The organism is Mesorhizobium sp. M0802, from assembly GCF_040320115.1.
GTDB lineage: Bacteria > Pseudomonadota > Alphaproteobacteria > Rhizobiales > Rhizobiaceae > Mesorhizobium.
Genome location: NZ_JAMYOY010000022.1, coordinates 24,508 through 47,948, shown reverse-complemented (window position 1 = coordinate 47,948; position 23,441 = coordinate 24,508). Strand labels below are relative to the sequence as shown.

Below are 23,441 nucleotides of genomic sequence, written 5' to 3'. Positions count from 1 at the left end.
CCCCTCAGGCGGCTGCCGGCTGCAGCGCTGCCCTGAGCAGCATGCCGAAGAGGTCGCGCGGCTCGTCGGGATCGGCGAGCAGGTCGAGCTCCTCGTAGAGGCCGGTGGCCTGAAGCTGGTCTCTGATATAGCGCAGCGCCGAAAAATCCTCGGTGGCGAAGCCGACGGAATCGAACAAGGTGATCTGTTCCGCCGCCTTGCGGCCTTCCGCCTTGCCGGTCATCACCTGCCACAACTCGGTCACCGGATGGTCGGCGTGGAGTTGCTGGATTTCGCCCTCGATGCGCGTCTGCGGCGAGAACTCGACGAAGATGTCGGAGCGCAAAAGGATGTCGCGGTGCAGTTCCGTCTTGCCGGGGCAGTCGCCGCCGACCGCGTTGATGTGCACGCCGGAACCGACCATGTTGTCGGTCAGAATGGTGGCGGACAGCTTGTCGGCGGTCACCGTGGTGATGATGTCGACTCCTTCCACAGCATCCTGGCCGGTGGCGCAGATGGTGATGTCAAAGCCTTTGCCGGCGAGGTTGCGGGCGCATTTTTCCGAAGCGGAACGGTCGATGTCATAGAGCCGCAACCGGTCGATGCCGAGCAGCGCTTTGAAGGCGACAGCCTGGAATTCGGACTGGGCGCCATTGCCGATGATGGCCATTGAGCGCGCGCCCCTGGGCGCCAGATATTTGGCGGCGACGGCGGAGGTGGCCGCGGTGCGCAGCGCCGTCAGGATCGTCATTTCGGTGAGCAGCATCGGATAGCCGGAACCGACATCGGCGAGCACGCCGAAGGCGGTGACGGTCTGGCGCCCCTCGCGCATGTTCTTGGGATGGCCGTTGACATATTTGAAGCCGTATAGCCGGCCGTCGCTGGTCGGCATCAGTTCGATGACGCCGTCATGGCTGTGCGAGGCGATGCGCGGCGTCTTGTCGAACAGCTCCCAGCGGCGAAAATCCTCCTCGATATAGGCGGCGAGTTCGGTGAGGAACCGCTCGACGCCGATGGTCAGCACCAGCTTCATCATGCGGTCGACGCTGACGAAAGGGACGATGGCAAGGCGGGAAGGCTGGGTCATGCAATGCTTCCGGAATGGCTGCGGGTCGGGCGGTCCATGATGCGCCGGCCCATCAGGCTGGCGGCGAGGTCGACAATCAGCGTGGCGGTGCGGCCGCGCTCGTCGAGGAACGGGTTGAGTTCGACCAGATCAAGGCTGGAGACCAGGCCGCTGTCGGACAGCATCTCCATCACCAGATGCGCCTCGCGGAAGGTGGCGCCGCCGGGCACGGTGGTGCCGACGGCCGGCGCGATGGAGGGGTCGAGGAAGTCGACGTCGAGGCTGACATGCAGCAGGCCGTTTGCCTTTTCGACGATGGCCAGGAAGGCGCGCAGCAAAGGTGCGACGCCGTGCTCGTCAATGGTGCGCATGTCGTGCACGGTAACCCCCGCTTCCCTCAGCGCCCGGCGCTCCGCCGGATCGACGCTGCGCAGGCCCATGACGCAGATGTGGGCAGGGTCGACGGCGACAGGCAGGTCCGGGAAATAACCGTTGAAGCCCGGCCGGCCGCTGGCATAGGCGAGCGGCACGCCGTGCAGATTGCCGCTGACGGTGGTATCGAGCGTGTGGAAATCGGGATGTGCGTCGAGCCACAGCACGAAGAGCGGCCGGCCGCGTTCCGCGGCGCGGCGGGCTATGCCCGACACCGTGCCGGCCGATATCGCGTGGTCGCCGCCAAGGAAGATCGGCATGGCGTTCCGCGAAGCCGCATAGGCGGTCTCGGCTATCGCCGCCGTCCAGGCGGAAATCTCCGGTAGGGCCTTCAGCGCGAGATTGCCATGGACGATTGCGCGCACGGCGGCCGGTTGCACCGCGCCCCAGTCCTCGACCTCGTGGCCAAGTTCCGACAGCACCGAGACAAGCCCGGCCGTGCGCAGCGCGCTTGGCCCCATCTCGCATCCCATCCTGCCGGCGCCGTCCTGCACCGGCGCGCCAACGATCCTGCAGCGCATGGTTCTTGTTGTCCTTGTAAATTGATTGGGCGGTTGATGCGTGGAATGAACCATCCCGGCCCGGCAGTATGAACAGGCGAAATTGGCATTTCGAGAAGAATGATTTATCATTCCGAGAAGTCAGCTTGATCAAAACGGACAATAGTCATGGACGCACTCGACGAAAGGCTGGTCACGCTGCTCAGGCATGATGCCCGGCGCAGCATCTCCGATCTCGCGGTCGATCTCGGGGTGTCGCGCGCCACGGTCAGGGCGCGCATGGAGCGGCTGGAAAAAACGGGCGAGATCATCGGCTACACGGTGGTGCTGCGCGCCGACGCGGTCGACCAGCGGATACGCGGCGTGATGATGATCGAGATCGAGGGCCATGCCGCCGACCGCGTGGTCCGGGCGCTCGGCGGCCTCGCCGAGGTTTCGACCATTCACACCACCAATGGCCGCTGGGACCTGGTGGTCGAACTCGGAACGGCGTCGCTCACCGATTTCGACGCGGTGCTTAGGCGGATACGGCTCATCCCGGGGATAACCGGCAGCGAGACAAGTCTGCTGCTGGCAACGCCGAGGACGACAAGGGCAAGGTTGGCGTAGCCGTCCTTTCGGCCGGCGTGTTCACGCAAAGCTTTGTGACGGATCTGGCGAATGGGTCGCCTGGCTGACGAATCTCATTGGGGCCGCACCTATCCTCCACATGACGGAGGAAGCCGGCATGACGCGAGATTGCACCAGCTTCAACGGTGCAAGGACCGGACGCTTGCCACAGGCCAAGGCTGATGGCAGGATAAAAGGCCGCAACGTGCGGCCTCTGGCGGCCGTTGTGTTTCGATGGATTATGAAGCATTTTCCCAAGGTGCGGGTTCTCCTCACAATGTGCGGCAGCCTCGTTTCGCCTTGGTCGCCCTTGATTTTTCGCAATGTGCGCTTTGCCTGCCTCAGGCCGCAGGGCATTTAATTCCACGGGGTCAAGCCTCATGACAGAGATTTGTGCTCGGGCCGTCTATCGTCGGCGAAGACAAGGCACGGCGCCACAATCAGCGCCCCTGGCATTCGTGACCTGGTGAAGAATGCCGTTGCGTACCTCTCGCCCCCATGTTTCAAAACAGGTCGATAGACCCGCGAGAATGGTTTCGAAGCCTGCGGGGTTGCCCACGGTCCGGCGAGAATTCTAAAAGACGTTCACAATGACACAGCACGCAAAAGACGCACGAATTCTCATGTACAGCCACGACACGTTCGGGCTCGGCCATCTGCAGCGCTGCCGAACGATCGCGCATTCGCTGGTCGGGGATTTCCGCGGACTTCAGGTGCTAATCATTTCGGGCGCCACCATCGCCGGCGCCTTCGACTACCGCGCCCGCGTCGACTTCGTGAAGATCCCCAGCGTCATCAAGCTGCGAAACGGCGAATACACCTCGCTGGAAAAGGACATCGATCTGCACGAGACGCTAAGGATGCGGCAGTCGATTATCCGCCACACGGCCGAGAGCTTCCGGCCGGATATCTTCATCGTCGACAAGGAACCGCTGGGGCTGCGCGGAGAGATCGAGGATACGCTGTCCTACCTTAAGACGCGGGGCACCACGCTCGTGCTTGGCCTGCGCGAGGTGATGGACGCGCCGCATTTGCTCGAAGCGGAGTGGGCACGCAGGGATGTGATGCGCAAGATCGGCCTGTTCTACGACAAGGTCTGGGTCTATGGCCCGCCGGATTTCTACGATCCGCTGACCGGCCTGGAGGTGCCGCCGGCGGTCAGGGCAAAGATGAAGTTCGTCGGTTTCCTGCAACGGAGCCTGCAGCAGAACCAGTTGCCCGGCCACCGGCCCGAGGGCGACTATATCCTGGTTACCACCGGTGGCGGCGGTGACGGCGCCGACCTGATCCACAACGTCATCGAGGCCTATCAGCAGGATCCGCGATTGCAGCACCGGGCGCTGATCGTGCTTGGGCCCTACATGCCGGCGCGCAAGCGCAACAAGCTGGTCAGGAAAGGGGCCAAGATCCCCTACGTCAAGATCATCGAATTCGACAACCGCATGGAAGAGCTGATTGCCGGCGCCAAGGCGGTGGTGGCGATGGGCGGTTACAACACCTATTGCGAGATATTGTCTTTCGACAAGCCGGCGCTGATCGTGCCGCGCGTCACGCCGCGCGAGGAACAGCTGATCCGGGCACGGCGCGCAGCCGAACTCGGCCTCATCGAGATGCTTTTGCCTGAGGAAGCCGAGGATGCCCAGCGGTTTGCCGATGCGCTGCAGGTTTTGCCGGGCCGGCCCCGCCCATCGCAGAGCAATGCGCATCTGACGCTGGAAGGGCTGCCTCATATTTCCGAAATCGTCGCGGAACTGCTCGACCGGCGGGCCGGCCATCACCTTTCGGTCATTGAAGGCATGAACTGAGTTGCAACACCGCAAGATCGTCGTGGTTCTGAAGGGCTACCCGCGGCTGTCGGAAACCTTCATCGCGCAGGAGCTGCTCGGTCTGGAGCGTGCGGGGTTCGACCTGATACTTTTCGCGCTCAGGCGGCCGACCGACGCAAAACGTCATCCCGTGCATGACGAGATCAAGGCCCCCGTCCATTATCTGCCGGAATATCTGCACAGAGAGCCGCTGCGCGTGCTTCGGTCGCTGTTTGCCTGTCTGCCGCGGCCTGGCTTCTGGCGCGCGCTCAAATCGCTCGCTGCCGATATCCGCCGCGACTTTACCCGCAATCGCGCGCGCCGCTTCGGGCAAGCGCTCGTGTTGGCCGCCGAATGGCCGCAAGACGCGGGATGGCTGCATGCCCATTTCGCGCACACGCCGGCATCGGTGACGCGCTATGCCAGCCAGCTTCGTGGCTTGCCCTGGAGCTGCTCAGCCCATGCCAAGGACATCTGGACGTCGGCGGACTGGGATCTGGCCGGCAAGCTTTCCTCGGCGCGCTGGACGGTCACGTGCACGAAAACCGGCTTCGACCATCTGAAAAAACTCGCCAACGGCAGTTCGTCCGTGCATCTGAGCTATCATGGGCTCGACCTTGACCGCTTCGGCAGTTTCGGCGAGGCGCGAAAACAGCGTGACGGCTCGGCGCCGGCCGAACCGGTCATGATCTTGAGTGTCGGACGCGCCGTTGAAAAGAAAGGCTATGATACGTTGCTAGAGGCTCTTGCCCTCTTGCCTGGCGATCTGGCGTGGTGTTTCGAGCATATCGGTGGCGGCGAGGAACTGAAACGGCTGAAGGCGCTGGCGCAAAGGCTCGGGCTGGAGGGGCGCGTCTCCTGGAAAGGCGCGCTGGCGCAGGAGGAGGTGCTTGAGCACTACCGCAGCGCCGACATCTTCGCTTTGGCCTGCAGGATCACCGCGGATGGCGACCGGGACGGCCTGCCGAATGTTCTGGTGGAGGCGGCCAGCCAGCGGCTTGCCTGCGTGTCGACCGATATATCCGGCGTGCCGGAGCTTTTATCGTCGGATGAAACCGGGCTGCTGATTCCCTCGGAAAACCCGACTGCACTGGCACAGGCGCTGGAGCGCCTGATCCGCGATCCCGTCCTGCGCGCCCGCCTCGGCGACGCCGCGGAGCGGCGCGTGCGAAGCAATTTCGACCATGTGGCAGGCATTGGACAGCTCAAGGAACTGTTCGAGCGGGAGTGGCGGGCCGCCGAATGAAGCGGCTGCGCGCTTTCTTCTATGTTCAGCACCTGCTCGGCATCGGCCATCTCGCGCGCGCCAGCCGCATTGCGGCGGCTCTGGTCGATGACGGGTTCGACGTCACCGTCGTGACCGGCGGAGCGCCGATCGCGGGATTTCCGGGATCGGGTGTAAAATCCGTGACCCTGCCGCCTGTCACCTCCGGTGACGAAGGGTTTTCCGGACTTGTCGACCTGCAGGGCAAAGCCGTCGACGATGATTTCAAGACGCGGCGCTCAGAGATGCTGCTGCAGGCTTTCCGGAATTACAGGCCCGACATCGTCATTATCGAGGCGTTTCCCTTTGGACGCCGGCAGATGCGTTTCGAACTCTTGCCACTGATCGAGGCCATCGAAGCGACATCGCCCAGACCGCTGCTGGCGGCGTCCGTCCGCGACATCCTTCAGGAGCGCGTGAAGCCGAGCCGAAACGAAGAAACGGTCGATCTCGTCAACAGGCATTTCGATCTTGTCATGGTCCATGGCGATCCGGCTTTCGCAACCATCGACAAGACATTTCCGCTGGCTGGGGCGATCAGGGCCGAGGCCGCCTACACCGGGCTCGTTGCCGCGCCGCCGGCGAAAGCGGCCTCAGAGCGCTTCGACGTTCTGGTGTCGGTTGGCGGCGGGGCGGCCGGAAAGAGCCTTGTCAGATCCACCGTCGCGGCGGCGCGAAATGCCGATAACGCCTGGACATGGTGTTTGATCACCGGCCCAAACCTGCCGAAGGACGAGTTTGACGCGATTTCACGCGATGCCTCCCCACGCCTGTCCATCTTCCGGTTCCGCGAGGATTTCGCCAGCCTGCTGACCGGCGCCCGCCTGTCGGTCTCGCAGGCGGGTTACAACACGGTCTGCGATGTCATGCGCGCGGGGTGTCGCTCGCTGCTCGTTCCATTTGCAGCCGGCGGGGAAACCGAGCAGACGCGTCGCGCTCTGATGCTCGAAGAGCTCGGTCTTGCAACGGTGCTGACGGAACAGGACCTGACGCCTGAAGGTCTGGCGCATGCGATCGAGCAGGCGCTTGCCGGACCGCCGCCAACCGCGCATCGCCTCGATCTGGAAGGGGCGCGGCGCTCGGCGCAAATCCTGCGCGAGCGCTTCAAACAGTTCCGATCAGCATGAAGCGTGTATAATTTTTTGTCGGCAATTCGCCGGAGAACCTGATCTGCCGCAGCGCCGCCATGGCTTCGAAGGCTGCAAGTGACGCCACGCAGTTGATGTGCGTCGGCTCGCTGAAATAATCGTTCGATTGCAGCAGGACATTCGTGCCCTGCGGAAGCAGGGCAAGCCAGGCGCTGAGATCGGCTATGTGTTCGCAGCTCGTATTGACCACCAGGTCGGGCCGCGCGGCGGCATAGTCGAGCTTGTACATATCTGCCGTCAGCGCTTGAAACCGGTCGCCGGCTTGCCGGTTGAGTGTCCGGGCGACCGCGCCGACTTCGGGATCGATGTCGATGCTGTCGATCGCCGCGATGTCGAAGCGGGCGTCGTTGAAAAGCATCGCCGGCAATACGCCGTACCATCCACCCAGAACCCATATGCGCTCGAACCGGCCGCCGCAGCTTTCGAACAGCCTGTCGAGCGCCCACATCTTGCAGGCGACCTGCTTGTGGTTGAAGGCGTTCGCGATATTGGCCTGCGGATGCTTGGCGATGACGCGCGCCAGCCCGGCCACGAGAGGGTGGTCGACATAGGCGGCAATTCCCCGCGTGAGGTCCAGGACTTGCTCATGCCCATCCATGCCGGCATTGCGTGGTTGCGTGACATCCATCATATTCGTCTTCTATGTTGGGATTTCGGGCGACACAACGCAATCTTGCCTCTTGCAAGCCTGTTCGACTTGCGGACGCGACTGTGCCGCAAGCCGTTTCGCCATTGCCCGGAGGAGGCCGATTGAATTTGTCCGGACCATCGGCGCCCATCCGCCTGGCGCGCAGCTGCCGCTTCGAACTGGTCGTTGGCAGCGAAGACATGGCCGATACACCATTCGCCAGCAGGTGCCTTTACATTCCGCATCCTTCAAACTGACAATCGCATATGGAAACCAGCCTAGCCCGCTATATCTGGACGCACACCAGGAAGCAGCAGCTCTGGATATTGATGATCGTCGTGCTTTCGATGGTCCCGTATTTCATGTCGTTCGACCTGCCGAAGCTGATCGTCAACGGCCCGATCCAGGGCAAGGGGTTCGAGCAACCGGGCGCGACCCTGCCATTCATGAGGTTGCACTATAACCTGCCGTTCATCGGCGAGGTTCAGTTCTTCTCCGGTTTTCAACTGGACCGCACGTCGACGCTGCTTGCGCTCAGCCTTGTTTTCCTCTTGCTGGTCGTCATCAACGGCTTGTTCAAGCTCTACATCAACACTTACAAGGGCCGGCTCGGCGAACGCATGCTGCGGCGTATTCGTTTCGATCTGGTCGATCGTGTGCTGCGGTTTCCGCCGATTTACTTCAAGCGGGTGAAATCCGCCGAAGTGGCGACCATGGTGAAGGACGAGGTGGAGCCGCTGGGCGGCTTCATTGGCGATGCCTTCCTGCAGCCGGTGCTGCTCGGCGGCCAGGCGCTGACGGCCATGCTGTTCATCATGGTCCAGAACGTCTGGCTCGGAATGATAGCGGTCGTGATCGTGGCGATCCAAATTGTGCTTATCCCGCGAATGCGGCGGCGGCTGCTCGTGCTGGGGCGCCAGCGGCAGTTGACGGCGCGCGCGCTTTCAGGCCGGGTTGGCGAAATCGTCGACGGCATCGGCGCGGTTCACGTCCACGATACGTCGAACTACGAGCGCGCCGACATAGCAGCCCGGCTCGGGCTCATCTTCAAAATCCGCTTCGATCTTTACCAATGGAAATTCATGGTAAAGTTCCTCAACAATTTTCTCGCGCAGCTCACGCCCTTTCTGTTCTACATGATCGGTGGCTATCTGGTCATCCAGGGGCGGCTGGATGTCGGCCAGCTCGTGGCCGTGATTGGCGCCTACAAGGACTTGCCCGGACCGATGAAGGAACTGATCGACTGGGATCAGGACCGGCAGGATGTCCAAGTCAAATATCAGCAGGTCGTCGAACAGTTCACCGTCGAGAATATCATCGCGCCGGAAATCGGAGCACTGACGATCGACGATCCCGATCCGATGACCAAGCCGCTGTCGGCGATCAGCCTGTCGATAGCCGACGATGGCGGCGCAATGCTCCTCAATCGCATCTCGCTCGAGGTCAAGCCGGGTGAGACGGTGGCGCTGGTCAGCACCGCAACAGGGGGAGCGGAGGCGCTTGCGGAAGCCTTTGCGCGGCTGACCTGGCCGGATAGCGGAAGGATCGTTTCGGGCTCCGATGACTTGCTCGATCTCCCCGAAGCCGTGACCGGCCGGCGCATGTCCTACGCTTCGTCGGATGTTTTCCTGTTCCAGGCAAGCCTGCGCGACAATTTGCTCTACGGGTTGAAGCATGCGCCGCTGACATCGGTGACATATGACGGCGCCGCGGCGGACCAGCACCGTTGGAACATCGACGAGGCGCGCCGGTCGGGCAATCCGGATCTCGATATCCGCAGCGACTGGATCAACTATGCCTCCGCCGGCGCCACCGGCCCGCACGACCTCTTCGAAGCCGTGCGCCGGGTGCTCGACGCGGTTCTTCTGTCGCGCGACATTCTGGATCTTGGCTTGCGCTCTTCGGCCGACCTCAAGCGCCACACGAAGCTTGCCGAGCGGATCGTCGAATTGCGTGCGGCGCTGCGAACCCGGTTGGAGGAAGAAGGCCTGAGCGCGCTGGTGGTTCCTTTTGAACCGGGCGCCTACAACAAGGAAGCGACGATCGGCCAGAACCTGCTCTTCGGCGCCGCGGCCGGCCCCGAACTGGCTCACAAGGCACTGGCGTCCAATCCCTATTTTGCTTCCGTCCTGAAGCAAGCCGGCCTCGACCGCACGCTCTACGAAATGGGCATGGAGATCGCCGAACAGGCGATCGAGCTGTTTGCCGACCTGCCGCCCGAACACCAGTTCTTCCAGCAGCTCGCCTTCATGAGCGCCGAGGAGATACCCGCCTACGAAACCTTGCTGCAACGGCTCAAGAATCGCCCCTACGATGCGGTTTCGGAGAACGACCGCGCCATGATGGTCACCTTAAGCTTTGCCTATATCGAGCCCCGGCATCGCTTCGGCCTGTTGACCGACGAGCTGATGAGCAAGATCATCGCTGCACGCAACCAGTTCTATGAAAACCTGCCGGCCGAGCTGGAGAAAGCTGTCGAACGGTTTGACCCTGCCAAATACATCGCCGCGGCCACCGTCATGGACAACGTCCTGTTCGGGCGTGTCGGCAACAACCATCCCGACGCGCCGGACCGCATTCGCTCCATCGTCTATGATATTCTTGACGAACTGGGGCTTTATGCCGAGCTTCTGGATGTCGGCCTGGACTTCAACGTCGGCGCCGCCGGCAGGCGGCTGACCGGCGGACAGCGACAGAAGCTCGATGTTGCCCGCGCCTTGCTCAAGCGTCCCGATTTCCTCATTCTCAATCGGCCGCTGTCGGCGCTCGACCAGCGCGTGCAGGACAAGGTGTTGCGGAATGTGCTCGACGAAGCCAGACGCGACGGCCATTCGCCGGCAATAGTGTGGGTGGTGACGAATCCGGCAATGGCGGCGATGTTCGATCGGGTTGTGGTCTTTGACTCAGGCCAATTGGTGGAAGACGGAACACACGAGACACTCTTGGCGGGAAACGGTATCTTCAAGGAACTTGTGTCATAGTCTGGCAAACGCGAATTCAGGAAGGTTTGCGACAATGCTGCTCAAGGATGAAGTTGGAATGCTGCAACGCGTTCCCTTGTTCTCTGGCATCGAGCCGACAAAGCTCAAGCTGCTCGCGTTCACGTCCGATCGCGTGAACTACAGTGCCGGCCAGATTCTTTTCCGGCAGGGCGACGAGGCAGACGCCGCCTATGTCATCCTTTCGGGCAGCGCGGATATTCTGGTCGATTCCGACAATGGGCCGATCAAAGTTGCCGAATTGCTGCCAAATTCGATCGTTGGCGAGATTGCCATATTGTGCAACAGCTCCCGTACTGCCACCGTCAAAGCGGCAAGTGAGCTGGAGGCCTTGAGAATCCGCAAGGACCATTTCCTGAGGCTTATGAAGGAGTTTCCCGAAATGACCATCGAGATATTGCGGGTTCTTGCCGATAGGCTAAGCAGTACGACCGCGGACCTGATCGACGCACGAACGGCCGAGAGCGATTCACAGTTGCACTGAAGCGGCGAGCCGCTCTGTTTCTTTGTTTTGATGCAGTTTCCGGAACCGTGTCACACCTTTCCTGGAACGACTCTGGCAGCAGTTGGTTGGCTACGATGGGCGAAAGGGTGCATGGACGACGATTTCTTCCTTGTCAGGTTTTGGGGCGTGCGCGGCAGCATTGCGGTGTCGGGGCCAGAATTTGCTCGCTATGGCGGCAACACGATCTGCATCGAGATGCAATGCGGCAAGCATACGCTTCTGTTCGACGCGGGCTCCGGCTTGCGGCCTGCCGGCAGGACGCTTCGGGCGGCGGGCGTCACCGATTTCGACCTGTTTTTCACCCATTGCCACTACGACCACGTCATCGGGCTGCCGGCTTTCAAGCCTATTTATGAACGAGGCATCAAAGTTACGCTTTGGTCCGGGCATCTGGCTGGACGCATGACGACGCGGCAGATGGTCGATGAATTCATTCGGCCGCCATGGTTTCCGGTGACACTCGGTGTCTGCAAGGCGAGCCTCGACTGCCGCGATTTCGCATCCGGAGACGTGCTTCGGCCGCGCGAAGGAGTTGTTGTGCGGACCGGTAGTCTTCTCCATCCGGGCGGCTGCATCGGCTACCGGGTCGAATGGGGTGGCCGCGTCGTGGCGGTCATCACAGACACCGAGCACGAGCCGGGCAAACTCGATCCGGCGGTGCTCGGCCTGATCGAGAATGCCGACCTCGTCATCTACGATTGCACCTACACCGAAGAGGAAATGGAGCGCTACCGCGGCAACGGGCACTCGACATGGCAACAGGGCGTCAAGCTCTGCGAGGCGGCCGGCGCGCGCGGGCTTGCGCTGTTTCACCACGATCCGGCACGCACCGACGATGAGCTGGACGAGATGGAGAAACTGGCCAAAGACAGGTTTGCCGGCGCTTTTGCGGCGCGGGATGGCCAGACGCTCACATTTCCAGTCTTGCACAAAAAGCGCTGAGCTATTTTCCGGCGCTGCGTTCTGTCAGTGTGCTGATCGGAAGCCATGCGCAGGCTTCTGCCCGCGCGGTGATCGTGAACAGCCGTTCGAGGAAAAGCCAGGCCGATTCATCATGGACGAGATGGTGGGTGAGCAGGCCGGCCGGTTCGCCGCCGTCGAATGCACGCTGCAATTGCGCGACGATGGCCTGAACCAACAGACCATGATCGCGGCAGCCGCGCGTGCCATGCCAATCCATGATGTCGACATTGCTGTTGATGACCGCCAGGGAAGCCGGCCTTGGCGGCCCGAACACCGACAATGCCGCAAATCCTATCGATCGGAGGTCGGGTACCAGGCCGGCGTCGATCCGGTTCCAGGGCGGCACCAGCATCGGAACCGCACGTGCGCCGTGCAGGCCGGTTACGCGCGACAGGCCGCCGGCCAGCTCATTCAGCACCACCTCGCGTGGCCGATGCGCGCCGAGCTCCTGCTTTTTTTGACCCTCGGGCGCATGATTTCGGTGCGCCCAGCCATGAATGACAACCGTGGCATGCGGCGCCGCGTCAAGCCGGACGACAAGCTTCCCGTCGGTCTGGGCCGGAATGACGGCCAGAGTGACCGGAACCGCGAAGTCACCGGTGAGGTCGAGCAACCGATCGAGCGCCGGCGTAGGATCCACGGCGTCATCGTCGCGCAGCCAGAACTCTGCCTTGCGGCCCGCCCGTTGCCGGTGCGCCAGCTCGTCCACCAGGGGCTGCCAAATCGGGTCGGATGTCATGACAACGGGATCATCTTGAGAAGTTCCGCCAGACGGGCCTTTGCAGCACCGAGAGAGCGTTCTTCGAGAACGAAACGTCTGGCCTCTGCAGCCATGATGGTTCTTTCGTCATTATTGGCCAGAAGCCTTGCAATTGCGGAAGCGAACGCCGCCAGATCGCCCGCCGGGGTGAGAAGCCCGGTCTGGCCATGCCGCACGACCTCCGGCACGCCGGCAATGTCCTGAGCCACCACCGGAAGGCCGGCGGCCTGTGCTTCAAGATAGGCAATGCCATAGGCCTCGCCGTAACCCGGCCAGACGTAGATTCCCCCGCGATAAAGGACATCCGGCACGGCGGCCGGCTCAATCGCGCCAAGCCATTCGATACGGTCGGCGGGCAAGCCGGCGAATTGCGCCTTTACCTCGTCACGGGCAGGTCCGTCCCCGACGACCGACAGCGTCCAGGGGAGATGGCCGATCAACCCGAGCGCCTGCGCCAGCATGCGATAGCTCAAGACCTTGTCGCCCGGGCGCATCATGGCGACGGTCACGAGGCGCGTCGGATAATCCAGTACCGGCATTTCGTGGAATGCCGATGTGTCGATGAAGGGTAAAAGCATACCGAGAGCGGCGTGGGGAACAGCATCCGCCAGCCCCTGGCGATCCCTTTGCGTGAAGCAGATGTTCAGCGCCGCCTGTTCGATGGCTCGCGCCACCAATGCCTGGCTATCGGCCCACGAACCGGCGTTGCGCCGTTCGGAATAAGAGGCTTCGGCCGTCACATAGGGGACAGCAAAGGCCAACGCCAGCTCGGGCCCGATCAGGTCGGGCGCCTTGTAGTAGGGGTGATAGGAGAACCAGAGATCGGGCTTGCCGTCACGGTCCCAAAGCCTTGTCAGTCGCGCGGCTTCGTCCCGGGCCTCGATCATGAGCGCATCGAAACTTTTCGGTTCCGGCTGGCGTAGATAGAAGCGCAACTCCGATGCCAGTTCGACGCTATGCCCGCCATGCTGCAGCGCCTGGACCAGCATCCGTGCCATCTGGCGGTCGCCGGAGACAACGGGATGATTGGGCGACTTCAGCGGGGCGTAGAAGGCAATTCGCATCGCGCGATCCTATCATCGTAAAGCCTGCCCAAGTCAATTTCGAGGCATGATCGACTTCACCTTCAAGCGCTGGAATGTGCTATCTGATGCTTATGGAAACAGCAGTCGCGTCCGACCCGTTCGTCGCTTCTTTGCCGGTCTTCGCAAAGTTCGAAAGCGTTGCCGATATCGATAACTATCGGCCTCTCCCCGATGGCTGGGCGCTGGCCACCGCCGACATCGTCGGCTCGACCAAGGCGATCGAAGCCGGGCGCTACAAAACCGTCAATATGGCCGGCGCCAGCGTCATTTCGGCGCTGCTCAATGCACTCGGCCGGCAAGATCTTCCCTTCGTCTTCGGCGGCGACGGCGCGCTCGTGGCGTTTCCCGGCTCGGCGCTGGAGATCGCCCGTAACGCGCTGGCTTCTGTCCAGAGATGGGTGGCGGACGAACTGGACCTGACCTTGCGTGCCGCAATCGTGCCGATAAAGGACATAAGAGCGCAAGGCCTCGACGTTCGCGTGGCGAGGTTCCAGGCCTCCGAAGCAGCCTTCTATGCCATGTTCGCCGGCGGTGGCGGCAGTTGGGCGGAAGCCGAAATGAAAGCCGGGCGCTACCGCGTCGACCCCGCCCCGGCCGGCGCGCGGCCGGATCTGACCGGCCTCTCCTGCCGCTGGAACCCGATCGAAGCCCGGCATGGCGAAATTGTCTCCATCATAGCCGTGCCGGGGGCATCGCGCGACTTGCGTAGTTTCCAGTTTCTGGCTTCCGACATCATCGCCCTTGCCGGCAGGCAGGAGCGCGATGGCCACCCGGTGCCGGTGGACGGTCCGGCCTATAGTCTCTTGCCCGCCGGTCTCGATGTCGAGGCACGGGCCACGGCGCCGCCGGGGCGGCGGTGGCTGGCCAAGCTGTGGGTGATCTTCCTGATGACGCTTACGGCCGTCACCGACAAATTGGGCTGGACGATCGGCGGTTTCGATCCGAAGGTCTACAAGCGCGAGGTGGCCAGCAATTCGGATTTCCGCAAGTTCGACGACGGCTTGAAGATGACCATCGACGTCGACGCGGATGTGTTGCAGCGGATCGAGAACCGGCTGAAACAAGCGGAAGAGGCCGGCATCTGCAACTATGGCCTGCACCGCCAGAAGTCGGCCTTGATGACATGCCTCGTCATCTCGCCGCTGCAGCGCGATCATGTTCACTTCATCGATGGCGCCGCCGGCGGCTATGCAATGGCTGCCGCAAGCCTGAAGGCGAAGGCGCCGGTCTGATGACGGCTTGGGGAATCGATTTTCCGCAATGCGCCGCGGCCATGGTTCTTGGGACCCGGCGAGGCCAACGGTGCCTGAGCCGACCGATTATTTGCGCGATGTCAGGATCGGGATTGCACTTCGCCGGCAGCCTCGCCACATAGTGTTGCAGGTGATTTGTGCGGTCGACGTCTGCTTGCTTCCTGCAAGGACAGTCATTCGGGATATTCTTCGCCGGCTTCTGCCCCCGAAGCCGGCTTCATTGACTTCGAGAATTTTGCGGATCAAAGGAGATGGCTCGTCTTCGACGGGTTTCGAGATAGCATGAGCACAGCGCAAGCAGAAATTTCCAACATTCTCATGGATAAGGTTGCCGATTGGCTGACCCAATCGGCGCTGGCGGGCGACGACCTGGAAACATTGGTCAAGGGTTTTTGTGAACGGCTGGCTGCTGCCGGCCTGCCGCTGAAGCGGGTGCATTTGAGCTTTTCGATGCTGCATCCGCTTTATGACGCGCTCGGTTTCACCTGGATTCGCGGCCAAGGCCTGGAAGTGGAAGGCTTCCGGAGTGAGAACGGCGTCCATTCCGACAGATTCCTAACCAGCCCATACTACCATCTGCTCAGCAACAAGCTCGACCATCTGCGGCGCCGGCTCGACCCGTCGGTGCGGTCGGAGTTTCCTGTTTTCGATGAGCTCAGGCTTATGGGCGTCACCGATTACATGGCTTTCGTCCATCCCTTCAATGGCGATACAAGTCAGGGCATGTTGGGGTCCTGGTCCACCGACAGTGCTTCAGGCTTCAGCGACAGCATGATTTCGGCGCTGCTGCGGATCCAGAACCATCTCGCCATAGCAAGCAAGATGGCGGTGCTCACCAAGCTCGCCGACAACATGATGACCACGTATCTCGGCGGTGACGCCGGCAGGCGCGTGCTGGACGGCCAGATCAAGCGCGGCGAGGGCGACACAATCCGGGCCGCGCTGGTGATGGGCGATATGCGCGGGTCGACAAGGCTCGCCGAAACCTCCGGCCGCGAAGTCTATATCGATACGCTGAACCAGTTTTTCGATGCCATCGCAGCACCATTCAATCGCAAAGGCGGGCAGATCATGAGTTTCCTGGGGGATGGATTCATTGCCGTCTACCCCTGCGAAAGGCACCGCGCGCAGTCAGAGATCGCCTGCCAGGCTGCTCTTGCGGCTGCGCACAAGGCCAGCATGCGCATGATGGAGCTCAATCTGCGCAGAAAAGAGCAAGGACTGGGCGACATAAAATTTGGTATCGGCCTGCATGTCGGCAATGTGATGTTCGGCAATGTCGGGCTTACCGACCGACTCACATTCTCGGTCTTCGGCTCGGCTGTAAACGAGGTCCAGCGTCTCCAGACCCTGACCAAGAAATATCCGCACAGCGTTCTCGCCAGCAAGGACTTCGCCGGCTATTGCGGGGCCAACAGTTGGCTGACGCTCGGCGAGGAGGAACTGGCGGGCAGCAAGCAGAAGCTGACGGTGCTTTCACCCGATCTGTCGGGTGCTCTCGCACTCGATGAAGACGCTGCGCTGCAGCCGTTTCACGATCGGATATCGGACGCCGAGCAGGTCATGCTGCTTCATCGCGATGCCGCGCGGCTGTCGGCGGGCGACCGGAGGAAGCTCCAGTAGTCACCACCATCCGATCTGGACGCCCTGGTATGCTGTCCGGCCGCCGGTCGCCGGGGAATTCGTTTCGAATCCAAGTTGCTCTGCGCTGACAATGCGCTAGTCTTGCTTTTTTGGGGCCGGTCGGGAGGCGCCAGATTGGGGCTGGTGTGGGAATGGATGCAGGCGTTGATCTGCTGCGGATCGAGGATGTTGGCATCTCTTTTGCCATTGTCGGGGGACCGTTGCATGCCGTCAGGCGGGCAAATCTTCGCGTCCTGCCCGGCAAGGTCACCGCACTTGTCGGTGAGTCCGGTTCCGGAAAATCGGTTCTCAGCCAGGCCGTGATGGGCATCTTGCCGAACACGGCCCATGTTCGCGGCCGTATCCTGTTTTCCGATCCCAAAAAGCCCGGCACGACGCAGGATATCCTGCAGATGCCGCGCGACGGACCCGAAATCCGGGCGTTGAGAGGCAGCCGCATCGGCAAGATCTTTCAGGAGCCGATGACATCGCTGTCGCCGCTGCACACGATCGGCAACCAGGTCAGCGAATCCCTGCAGATTCATACGCACATGGATCGGACGGAGCGCAAGGCACGGACCGAGGAAATGCTCGGCCTCGTCGGGTTCCCCAATCCCAAGCGCGCCTACGACATGTATCCGTTCGAACTTTCGGGAGGATTGCGGCAACGCGCCATGATCGCCATGGCGCTTATCTGCCGGCCCGCTCTGTTGATCGCCGATGAGCCGACGACGGCGTTGGACGTCACCATCCAGGCGCAAATCCTGCAATTGCTGCGCGGGCTTCAGACCAAGCTCAACATGGCAATGCTGCTGATCACGCACGACCTCGGGGTGGTTGCCAATGTCGCCGACGAGGTGGTGGTCATGTACCATGGCGAGATCATGGAAGCGGGCCCTGTGGAGGCAATATTCCGCCGGCCAGGCCACCCTTACCTGAAGGGCCTCATGGCAGCCGTCCCGCATTTCGACCTGAAGCCTGGCGAAAGGCTGAAGGCGCTCCGCGAGGTGCCGGTGAATGTCGGGACCCTGCTGGGCAAGCAGACGGCGCCGGAAGCGAAGGGGCCGGACGACATTCTGCTGTCGGTCAGGGATCTGAAAAAGGTCTACACCATCCGCAACTCCGGATGGTTCAGCGGGAGCCATCAGATCTCTGTTCGCGCCGTGGACGGCGTCAGCTTCGACATCAGGCGAGGTGAGTGCCTGGGCCTGGTTGGCGAAAGCGGCTGCGGCAAAACCACCGTCAGCAAGATCCTGATGCGGGCCGTCACCCCTACCGGCGGCTCCGTGATCTTCAACGGCCGCGACGGACCGATCGACGTCCTGGAAGCCGAGGGAGACGCCCTGCGCTTGCTGCGGGCGAAACTCCAGATGGTTTTCCAGGATCCGGTCTCGTCGCTTTCGCCTCGCATGACCGTGGAAAACATCTTGAGCGAGCCGCTGGAAATCCATCAACGTGGCAATGCCGCGTCCCGGCTAGCCACGGTCAAGAGCCTGATGCAGGCAATCGGGCTCGATCCGCGCTTCATCCAGCGTTATCCCCACAGCTTCTCCGGCGGGCAGCGTCAGCGTATCGGCATCGCGCGCGCGTTGGCGCTGGGGCCTGAACTGCTGATCTGCGACGAGCCGGTTTCGGCGCTCGATGTCTCCGTGCAGGCGCAGATCCTGAACCTTCTGAAGGACCTGCAGAAGGAACTGGGCCTGACCTACCTGTTCATATCCCACAATCTGGCGGTGGTGGACTACATGGCGGACCGCATCGCGGTGATGTGCGGCGGGCGTATCGTCGAGCTTGCACCGCGCGAAATTCTGCTCAGGAAACCGATCCACCCCTACACGCGCTCACTGCTCGCCGCAGTCCCCTTCCCCGATCTCGACCGGCCGATGGATTTCAAGACGCTGAAGCTCGGCGGCGCTTCCGACACCAGCGCATGGGGCCCGCAATTCCGCGACGAGGGCGAAGAGGATATGCTGTCGCCGCTCGATCTCGGCGGCGGCCATCTCGTGCTGGCCCGACGTTCGGCCGATGTCAGCGAGTTACGCCATTGATCAGCCGCCGCACTGTCCTTGGTCTCATGGCTTCGGCATTTCTGCCGGGCACGGCGCGCGCCGGCGATCTGGAGCCGGATTTTCTTCAGCCGCAGCTGAAAGCCAGGGCTCTGCCGCCACTCGCGGAGCGCCTGCCCAAAAGCCCGCGCGCGTTGAACCTCGCCGCGATGGGCCGGCAGCCCGGCCAGTATGGCGGCACGCTGCGTACGATCATCGGCAGCCAGAAAGATATCCGGATGATGACGATCTACGGGTATTCCCGGCTGGTCGGCTATGACGAAAAGCTTAACTTTCAAGCCGACATTCTCGAAAGCTTCGACGTAAAGGATGATCGCGTCTTCACGTTCAAGATTCGGGAAGGCCATAAATGGTCAGACGGCAGCCTGCTGACGCCGGAGGATTTTCGTTATTGCTGGGAAGATGTGTGGCTGAACGAGGAGCTTTCGCAGGGCGGGCTCGCCCCTGCCCTGCTGGCGGACGGCAAGCCGCCACGTTTCGAGATCGTCGATCCGTTGACGGTGCGCTACAGTTGGGATGCGCCCAATCCCGACTTCCTGCCCAAGCTTGCCGCTGCTTCGCCGACACCGCTTGTTTTGCCGGCCGCCTATCTCAAGCAGTTCCACAAGAAATATCAGGATCCATTCCGGCTCGCCGGCCTGATGAAGGAGAACCGGACCGCAAAATGGACGCTCCTGCACATCCGCATGTCGCGGCAGTATCGCCCGGAGAACCCGGATCTGCCGACACTCGACCCCTGGCAGAACCGGACCAAGCCGCCGGCCGAGCAGTTCATCTTCGAGCGCAACCCGTTCTTTCATCGAACAGACGAGAACGGCCGGCAACTGCCCTATGTCGACCGGATCATCATGAATGTCAGCTCGTCGGCGATCATCTCCGCCAAGACCGGTGCGGGCGAGAGCGACCTGCAATGCATGGGAATCGACTTCAGCGATTACTCCTTCCTGAAGGACGCGGAGAAGCGCTACCCGGTGAAGATGCATCTGTGGAAACGCACACAGGGTTCGCGCCTGGCGCTGATGCCCAATCTGAATTGTGCCGACCCGGTGTGGCGTGGCCTTTTGCGTGACGTGCGCGTGCGCCGCGCCCTTTCGCTCGCTGTGGACCGGCGCGAGATCAACATGGCCGTGTTCTACGGATTGGCGCAGGAAAGCGCCGACACGGTCTTGCCGGAGAGCCCGCTCTACCGGCCGGAATTCGCGAAAGCCTGGGTCGCCCACGATCCCGACCAGGCCAATGCCCTGCTTGACGAGGTCGGCCTTCAGGCCCGTGACGATGACGGCCTGCGGCTACTTCCCGATGGACGCCCGGCGCAGATCATCGTGGAAACGGCCGGCGAAAGCACGCTGGAAACTGATGCGCTCGAACTCATCACTGATCACTGGCGCAAGATCGGCATCGCTTTGTTCATCCGGACTTCGCAGCGCGACATCTTCCGCAGCCGCGCGCTGGGCGGCCAGATCCTGATGTCGATGTCGTCGGGCATCGACAATGGCGTGCCGACCGCCGACATGAATCCATACCAGTTGGCCCCCACCATCGACGACCAGCTGCAATGGCCGCTCTGGGGCGCTTACTATCTGTCGCATGGCAAGATGGGTGAGGCGCCCGATGTTCCTGAAGTGGTCGAGTTGATGGCTTTGCTCAAGCGCTGGAACGGATCGACCCAATCCAGCGAGCGCGCCGAAATCTGGAACTCGATGCTGTCGATCTACACCGATCAGGTGTTCTCTATCGGTACGGTGAACGAAACACTTCAGCCGATTCTGGTATCCTCGCGGCTGCGCAACCTGCCTGACAAAGCACTCTACGGCTACGACCCGACCTCCTATTTCGGTGTCTACATGCCGGACACATTCTGGCTTGGAGGCTCCTGAGCGTGCTTCGATATCTTGTCTGGCGCATCGCCGTGATGGTTCCAACGCTGCTGGTCATATCGGCGCTTGTGTTCACCATCATCGAACTTCCGCCGGGCGACTATTTCGACAGCTATGTCGCCGAGCTTCGGGCCCAGGGCGAAGCGGTGGATTCCGACCGCATCCAGATGATGCGCAAGGAATATGGTTTCGACCAGCCGCCGGTCATTCGCTACTTCTACTGGGTGGGCGGGATGCTGCACGGCGATTTCGGCTATTCCTTCGAATATGAGCTGCCGGTTCGCGACGTCGTCGGCGACCGAATGTGGCTGACCGTGCTGGTTTCCTTCGTCACGATCATCTTCACCTGGCTCATCGCCTTTCCGATAGGCATGTACTCCGCCACGCATCAATACAGCTGGGGCGACTACGGCCTGACTTTCTTCGGCCTTCTCGGCCTTGCCATTCCGAATTTCATGCTGGCGCTGATCCTGATGTATTTCGCCAACATCTGGTTCGGCACGTCCATCGGCCACCTCATGGACCAGCAATATCTCGGCGAGCCGATGAGCTGGGCCAAGGCGAAGTCGATCCTCGCCCATCTCTGGATCCCGGTCTTGATCATCGGCACCGGCGGCACGGCGAGCATGATCCGGCGGCTGCGCGCCAATCTGCTCGACGAACTGCACAAGCAATATGTCGTTACGGCGCGCGCCAAGGGCCTGCATCCGTTCAAGGCGCTGGTCAAATATCCGCTGCGCATGGCGCTCAATTTCTTCATTTCCGACATCGGCTCGATCCTGCCGGCCATCATCTCCGGCGCTGAGATCACGGCTATCGTTTTGTCTTTGGAAACGACCGGGCCGATGCTGATCAAGGCGCTGCAAAGCCAGGATATGTATCTGGCAGGGTCATTCCTGATGTTCCTTGCCTTCCTGACGGTTATCGGCGTGCTGATTTCCGACCTGGCGCTGGCGCTGCTTGATCCACGAATTCGTTTGCAGGGTGGCAGCACCAAATGAAGCAGGACTCGCCGCTGCCCGCTCCGGGTGCTCCACTGCAACACTACATTTCCGGCGCGCCCTTCGACCTGCAGTCGGTCGAGGCGATGACGCCGGAGCAATCGAAGGTCTTTCAGGCATCGCAGTTGCGGCTGATGTGGTGGAAATTCCGCAAACACCGGCTTGCGCTTATATCCGGCATATTCCTGGCAGTGCTGTATTCCGGGATACTTATCTGCGAGTTCCTGGCGCCCTACAATCTGCACTCGCGCAACATGGACTACATCTATGCGCCGCCGCAGCACGTGCACCTGTTCCACAATGGCGAGTTCGTCGGGCCGTTCGTCTATGGCCGCCAGATGACGCTGGATATGGACACGCTCAAGCGGAACTACATCGAGAACCATGACGACGTTCAGCGGCTCCGTTTCTTCTGCCAGGGCGACACTTATCGGTTCTGGGGCCTGATCGAAGGTGACAGGCATTTTGTCTGTCCTGCCGAAAACGGGCAACTGTTTCTGGCCGGCACCGACAGGCTGGGGCGCGACGTGCTCTCGCGCATGATCTATGGCGCACGCATTTCACTGACTATCGGCCTCGTCGGCATCAGTTTCAGCTTCCTGCTCGGCATCGTCATCGGCGGACTGGCCGGCTATCACGGCGGTATCTTCGACCTGATCGTCCAACGGATAATCGAAGTCCTGCAATCGATTCCCAGCATTCCGCTATGGCTGGCCCTGGCGGCGATCATGCCGATAACCTGGAGTCCGATCCTGATCTATTTCGGCATCACCGTCATCCTCGGGCTGCTCGACTGGACCGGACTGGCGCGCGCCGTGCGTTCAAAGCTTCTGGCCTTGCGCGAGGAGGATTACGTTCTGGCGGCGCAATTGATGGGCGCCGGAAGCAGCCGCATCATCAGGCGGCATCTCATTCCCGGCTTCATGTCGCATCTGATCGCGACGGCGACGCTCTCCATCCCTGGCATGATCCTGGGCGAAACGGCGCTGAGCTTCCTCGGGCTCGGCCTGAGAGCGCCGATCACCAGCTGGGGCATCCTGCTCACCGAGGCGCGCAGCGTCAGCGTGATCGCGTTCTATCCATGGCTGCTTTTGCCGATGCTGCCCGTCATCCTCGTCATCATGGCGTTCAACTTCCTCGGCGACGGCTTGCGGGACGCCGCGGACCCCTACAAGTGAGATCGCCATTCCGCCACGCATAGTGCCGCCGACGCCACCCGGAATGTCGCTTGCCGGCCTCCTGTACGGTTGTTGCACTGTTTATTGTCCGCCCCTATATGTGCCGACTCGCAATCGAGCTTAGCGCGTCAGCTTCGGGATTCACCCGTGAACAGTTCTTGTCGCGGGCGTTACCGATCTCTTGATCTGGTTCAGGACACACAATCGCATATGAGTCGCCTCGATAATTTCATCAGCAGGATGACCGCGCAGCGCGACATTCTCAATCGAATCTGCCCCGAGGTGGCGAAGATGGAGGGGCTTGTGCTTGAGCTCGGCCTCGGCAATGGCCGGACATTCCACCATCTGCGCGAGCTTCTGCCCGGGCGCCGGATCGTGGTGTTCGACCGCGAAGTTGGCGCGCACACTAGCTCAATTCCCGAAGCTGAAAACCTCGTGCTCGGCGAAATACGCGAGACGGGCCGCAAGTTCATTGGCATCGAAGCCGCCCTTGTTCATGCCGACATTGGCACCGGCTATGACGATCGCGATGCAGTGACCGCTACCTGGCTTCCCGATCTGATTGCGAGCCTGCTTCGCGTCGGCGGCTTCGCGGTCAGTGGCACGCCGCTCGATCACCCGCTGCTGCAACACCTCCCGGCGCCCACTTCGGAGCCCGCCGACCGTTATTTCCTCTGCAAGCGCGTGTGAGCGGTAGAGA

The 23,441-nt window shown here is 61.8% G+C and carries 19 protein-coding genes; 14 read left to right on the top strand and 5 right to left on the bottom strand.

The genetic code is table 11. From position 1 onward, the window contains the following. Window positions 1-4 precede the first annotated feature (4 nt). Both ocd and rocF read right to left on the bottom strand, forming a co-directional pair. Window positions 5-1,066, bottom strand: a complete 1,062-nt coding sequence (ocd, locus tag NKI10_RS25755; RefSeq protein WP_352862247.1) for an ornithine cyclodeaminase — start codon at window positions 1,064-1,066, stop codon at window positions 5-7. Further along, window positions 1,063-1,998: an arginase gene (gene rocF / locus NKI10_RS25750; RefSeq protein ID WP_352862246.1), complete on the bottom strand. Its 936-nt coding sequence runs from the start codon at window positions 1,996-1,998 to the stop codon at window positions 1,063-1,065. The genes ocd and rocF overlap by 4 nt, the downstream gene beginning before the upstream one ends. A 147-nt stretch (window positions 1,999-2,145) precedes the next feature. On the opposite strand from rocF, the gene NKI10_RS25745 reads away from it, so the two are divergent. From NKI10_RS25745 to NKI10_RS25730, 4 genes are all read left to right on the top strand, one after another. Next, complete coding sequence (locus NKI10_RS25745) at window positions 2,146-2,586, top strand: Lrp/AsnC family transcriptional regulator (RefSeq protein WP_352862245.1); 441 nt, start codon at window positions 2,146-2,148, stop codon at window positions 2,584-2,586. Window positions 2,587-3,176: 590 nt separating this feature from the next. Further along, a complete protein-coding gene (locus NKI10_RS25740; RefSeq protein WP_023672150.1) occupies window positions 3,177-4,391 on the top strand; it encodes a glycosyltransferase family protein in 1,215 nt (404 codons plus the stop codon). A 1-nt stretch (window position 4,392) separates the two neighbouring features. After that, complete coding sequence (locus NKI10_RS25735) at window positions 4,393-5,637, top strand: glycosyltransferase (RefSeq protein ID WP_352862244.1); 1,245 nt, start codon at window positions 4,393-4,395, stop codon at window positions 5,635-5,637. Beyond that, window positions 5,634-6,782, top strand: coding sequence for a glycosyltransferase family protein (locus NKI10_RS25730; RefSeq protein WP_352862243.1), 1,149 nt, complete (start codon window positions 5,634-5,636; stop codon window positions 6,780-6,782). Before NKI10_RS25735 ends, NKI10_RS25730 begins: the two co-directional genes overlap by 4 nt. On the opposite strand, the gene NKI10_RS25725 is transcribed toward NKI10_RS25730, so the two are convergent. Further along, window positions 6,760-7,431, bottom strand: a complete 672-nt coding sequence (locus NKI10_RS25725) for a class I SAM-dependent methyltransferase (RefSeq protein ID WP_352862263.1) — start codon at window positions 7,429-7,431, stop codon at window positions 6,760-6,762. The genes NKI10_RS25730 and NKI10_RS25725 overlap by 23 nt on opposite strands. 266 nt (window positions 7,432-7,697) lie before the next feature. Between NKI10_RS25725 and NKI10_RS25720 the strand changes: the two genes are divergently transcribed. The 3 genes from NKI10_RS25720 to NKI10_RS25710 all read left to right on the top strand — a co-directional run bounded on the left by NKI10_RS25720 (window position 7,698) and on the right by NKI10_RS25710 (window position 11,877). Then, window positions 7,698-10,412, top strand: coding sequence for an ABC transporter transmembrane domain-containing protein (locus NKI10_RS25720; protein WP_352862242.1), 2,715 nt, complete (start codon window positions 7,698-7,700; stop codon window positions 10,410-10,412). Between the two features lie 34 nt (window positions 10,413-10,446). Next, window positions 10,447-10,914, top strand: a complete 468-nt coding sequence (locus tag NKI10_RS25715; protein ID WP_023672144.1) for a cyclic nucleotide-binding domain-containing protein — start codon at window positions 10,447-10,449, stop codon at window positions 10,912-10,914. Window positions 10,915-11,025: 111 nt separating this feature from the next. Then, the gene (locus tag NKI10_RS25710) at window positions 11,026-11,877 is read left to right on the top strand and encodes an MBL fold metallo-hydrolase (protein ID WP_352862241.1); all 852 of its coding nucleotides are present in this window, start codon (window positions 11,026-11,028) and stop codon (window positions 11,875-11,877) included. A gap of 1 nt (window position 11,878) precedes the next feature. Here NKI10_RS25710 and NKI10_RS25705 read toward each other — a convergent pair whose 3' ends face one another. Continuing rightward, window positions 11,879-12,637 (bottom strand): polysaccharide deacetylase family protein, encoded by a 759-nt coding sequence (locus tag NKI10_RS25705; RefSeq protein WP_352862240.1) that lies wholly within the window; start codon window positions 12,635-12,637, stop codon window positions 11,879-11,881. Then, on the bottom strand, window positions 12,634-13,722 hold the full coding sequence (locus NKI10_RS25700; protein WP_352862239.1) for a glycosyltransferase family 4 protein: 1,089 nt from the start codon (window positions 13,720-13,722) through the stop codon (window positions 12,634-12,636). The genes NKI10_RS25705 and NKI10_RS25700 overlap by 4 nt, the downstream gene beginning before the upstream one ends. Window positions 13,723-13,796: 74 nt before the next feature. Between NKI10_RS25700 and NKI10_RS25695 the strand changes: the two genes are divergently transcribed. The 7 genes from NKI10_RS25695 to NKI10_RS25665 all read left to right on the top strand — a co-directional run bounded on the left by NKI10_RS25695 (window position 13,797) and on the right by NKI10_RS25665 (window position 23,431). Then, on the top strand, window positions 13,797-14,975 hold the full coding sequence (locus NKI10_RS25695) for a DUF3095 domain-containing protein (protein WP_352862238.1): 1,179 nt from the start codon (window positions 13,797-13,799) through the stop codon (window positions 14,973-14,975). A gap of 303 nt (window positions 14,976-15,278) precedes the next feature. After that, complete coding sequence (locus NKI10_RS25690; RefSeq protein ID WP_023672139.1) at window positions 15,279-16,619, top strand: adenylate/guanylate cyclase domain-containing protein; 1,341 nt, start codon at window positions 15,279-15,281, stop codon at window positions 16,617-16,619. 152 nt (window positions 16,620-16,771) lie between these two features. Further along, window positions 16,772-18,667, top strand: a complete 1,896-nt coding sequence (locus tag NKI10_RS25685) for an ABC transporter ATP-binding protein (RefSeq protein ID WP_023736727.1) — start codon at window positions 16,772-16,774, stop codon at window positions 18,665-18,667. Further along, complete coding sequence (locus NKI10_RS25680) at window positions 18,664-20,562, top strand: ABC transporter substrate-binding protein (RefSeq protein ID WP_023736728.1); 1,899 nt, start codon at window positions 18,664-18,666, stop codon at window positions 20,560-20,562. Before NKI10_RS25685 ends, NKI10_RS25680 begins: the two co-directional genes overlap by 4 nt. Before the next feature lie 2 nt (window positions 20,563-20,564). Then, a complete protein-coding gene (locus tag NKI10_RS25675; protein ID WP_023672136.1) occupies window positions 20,565-21,563 on the top strand; it encodes an ABC transporter permease in 999 nt (332 codons plus the stop codon). Then, complete coding sequence (locus NKI10_RS25670) at window positions 21,560-22,741, top strand: ABC transporter permease (protein WP_023702557.1); 1,182 nt, start codon at window positions 21,560-21,562, stop codon at window positions 22,739-22,741. The genes NKI10_RS25675 and NKI10_RS25670 overlap by 4 nt, the downstream gene beginning before the upstream one ends. A gap of 210 nt (window positions 22,742-22,951) precedes the next feature. Further along, window positions 22,952-23,431 (top strand): class I SAM-dependent methyltransferase, encoded by a 480-nt coding sequence (locus NKI10_RS25665; protein ID WP_023672134.1) that lies wholly within the window; start codon window positions 22,952-22,954, stop codon window positions 23,429-23,431. Window positions 23,432-23,441: the final 10 nt, after the last annotated feature.

Bases quoted from the DNA above. Each gene is read 5' to 3' on its own strand.
- ocd (WP_352862247.1), bottom strand. From the start codon at position 1,066: ATGACCCAGCCTTCCCGCCTTGCCATCGTCCCTTTCGTCAGCGTCGAC.
- rocF (WP_352862246.1), bottom strand. From the start codon at position 1,998: ATGCGCTGCAGGATCGTTGGCGCGCCGGTGCAGGACGGCGCCGGCAGG.
- NKI10_RS25745 (WP_352862245.1), top strand. From the start codon at position 2,146: ATGGACGCACTCGACGAAAGGCTGGTCACGCTGCTCAGGCATGATGCC.
- NKI10_RS25740 (WP_023672150.1), top strand. From the start codon at position 3,177: ATGACACAGCACGCAAAAGACGCACGAATTCTCATGTACAGCCACGAC.
- NKI10_RS25730 (WP_352862243.1), top strand. From the start codon at position 5,634: ATGAAGCGGCTGCGCGCTTTCTTCTATGTTCAGCACCTGCTCGGCATC.
- NKI10_RS25725 (WP_352862263.1), bottom strand. From the start codon at position 7,431: ATGGATGTCACGCAACCACGCAATGCCGGCATGGATGGGCATGAGCAA.
- NKI10_RS25720 (WP_352862242.1), top strand. From the start codon at position 7,698: ATGGAAACCAGCCTAGCCCGCTATATCTGGACGCACACCAGGAAGCAG.
- NKI10_RS25715 (WP_023672144.1), top strand. From the start codon at position 10,447: ATGCTGCTCAAGGATGAAGTTGGAATGCTGCAACGCGTTCCCTTGTTC.
- NKI10_RS25710 (WP_352862241.1), top strand. From the start codon at position 11,026: ATGGACGACGATTTCTTCCTTGTCAGGTTTTGGGGCGTGCGCGGCAGC.
- NKI10_RS25705 (WP_352862240.1), bottom strand. From the start codon at position 12,637: ATGACATCCGACCCGATTTGGCAGCCCCTGGTGGACGAGCTGGCGCAC.
- NKI10_RS25700 (WP_352862239.1), bottom strand. From the start codon at position 13,722: ATGCGAATTGCCTTCTACGCCCCGCTGAAGTCGCCCAATCATCCCGTT.
- NKI10_RS25695 (WP_352862238.1), top strand. From the start codon at position 13,797: ATGTGCTATCTGATGCTTATGGAAACAGCAGTCGCGTCCGACCCGTTC.
- NKI10_RS25690 (WP_023672139.1), top strand. From the start codon at position 15,279: ATGAGCACAGCGCAAGCAGAAATTTCCAACATTCTCATGGATAAGGTT.
- NKI10_RS25685 (WP_023736727.1), top strand. From the start codon at position 16,772: ATGGATGCAGGCGTTGATCTGCTGCGGATCGAGGATGTTGGCATCTCT.
- NKI10_RS25670 (WP_023702557.1), top strand. From the start codon at position 21,560: ATGAAGCAGGACTCGCCGCTGCCCGCTCCGGGTGCTCCACTGCAACAC.
- NKI10_RS25665 (WP_023672134.1), top strand. From the start codon at position 22,952: ATGAGTCGCCTCGATAATTTCATCAGCAGGATGACCGCGCAGCGCGAC.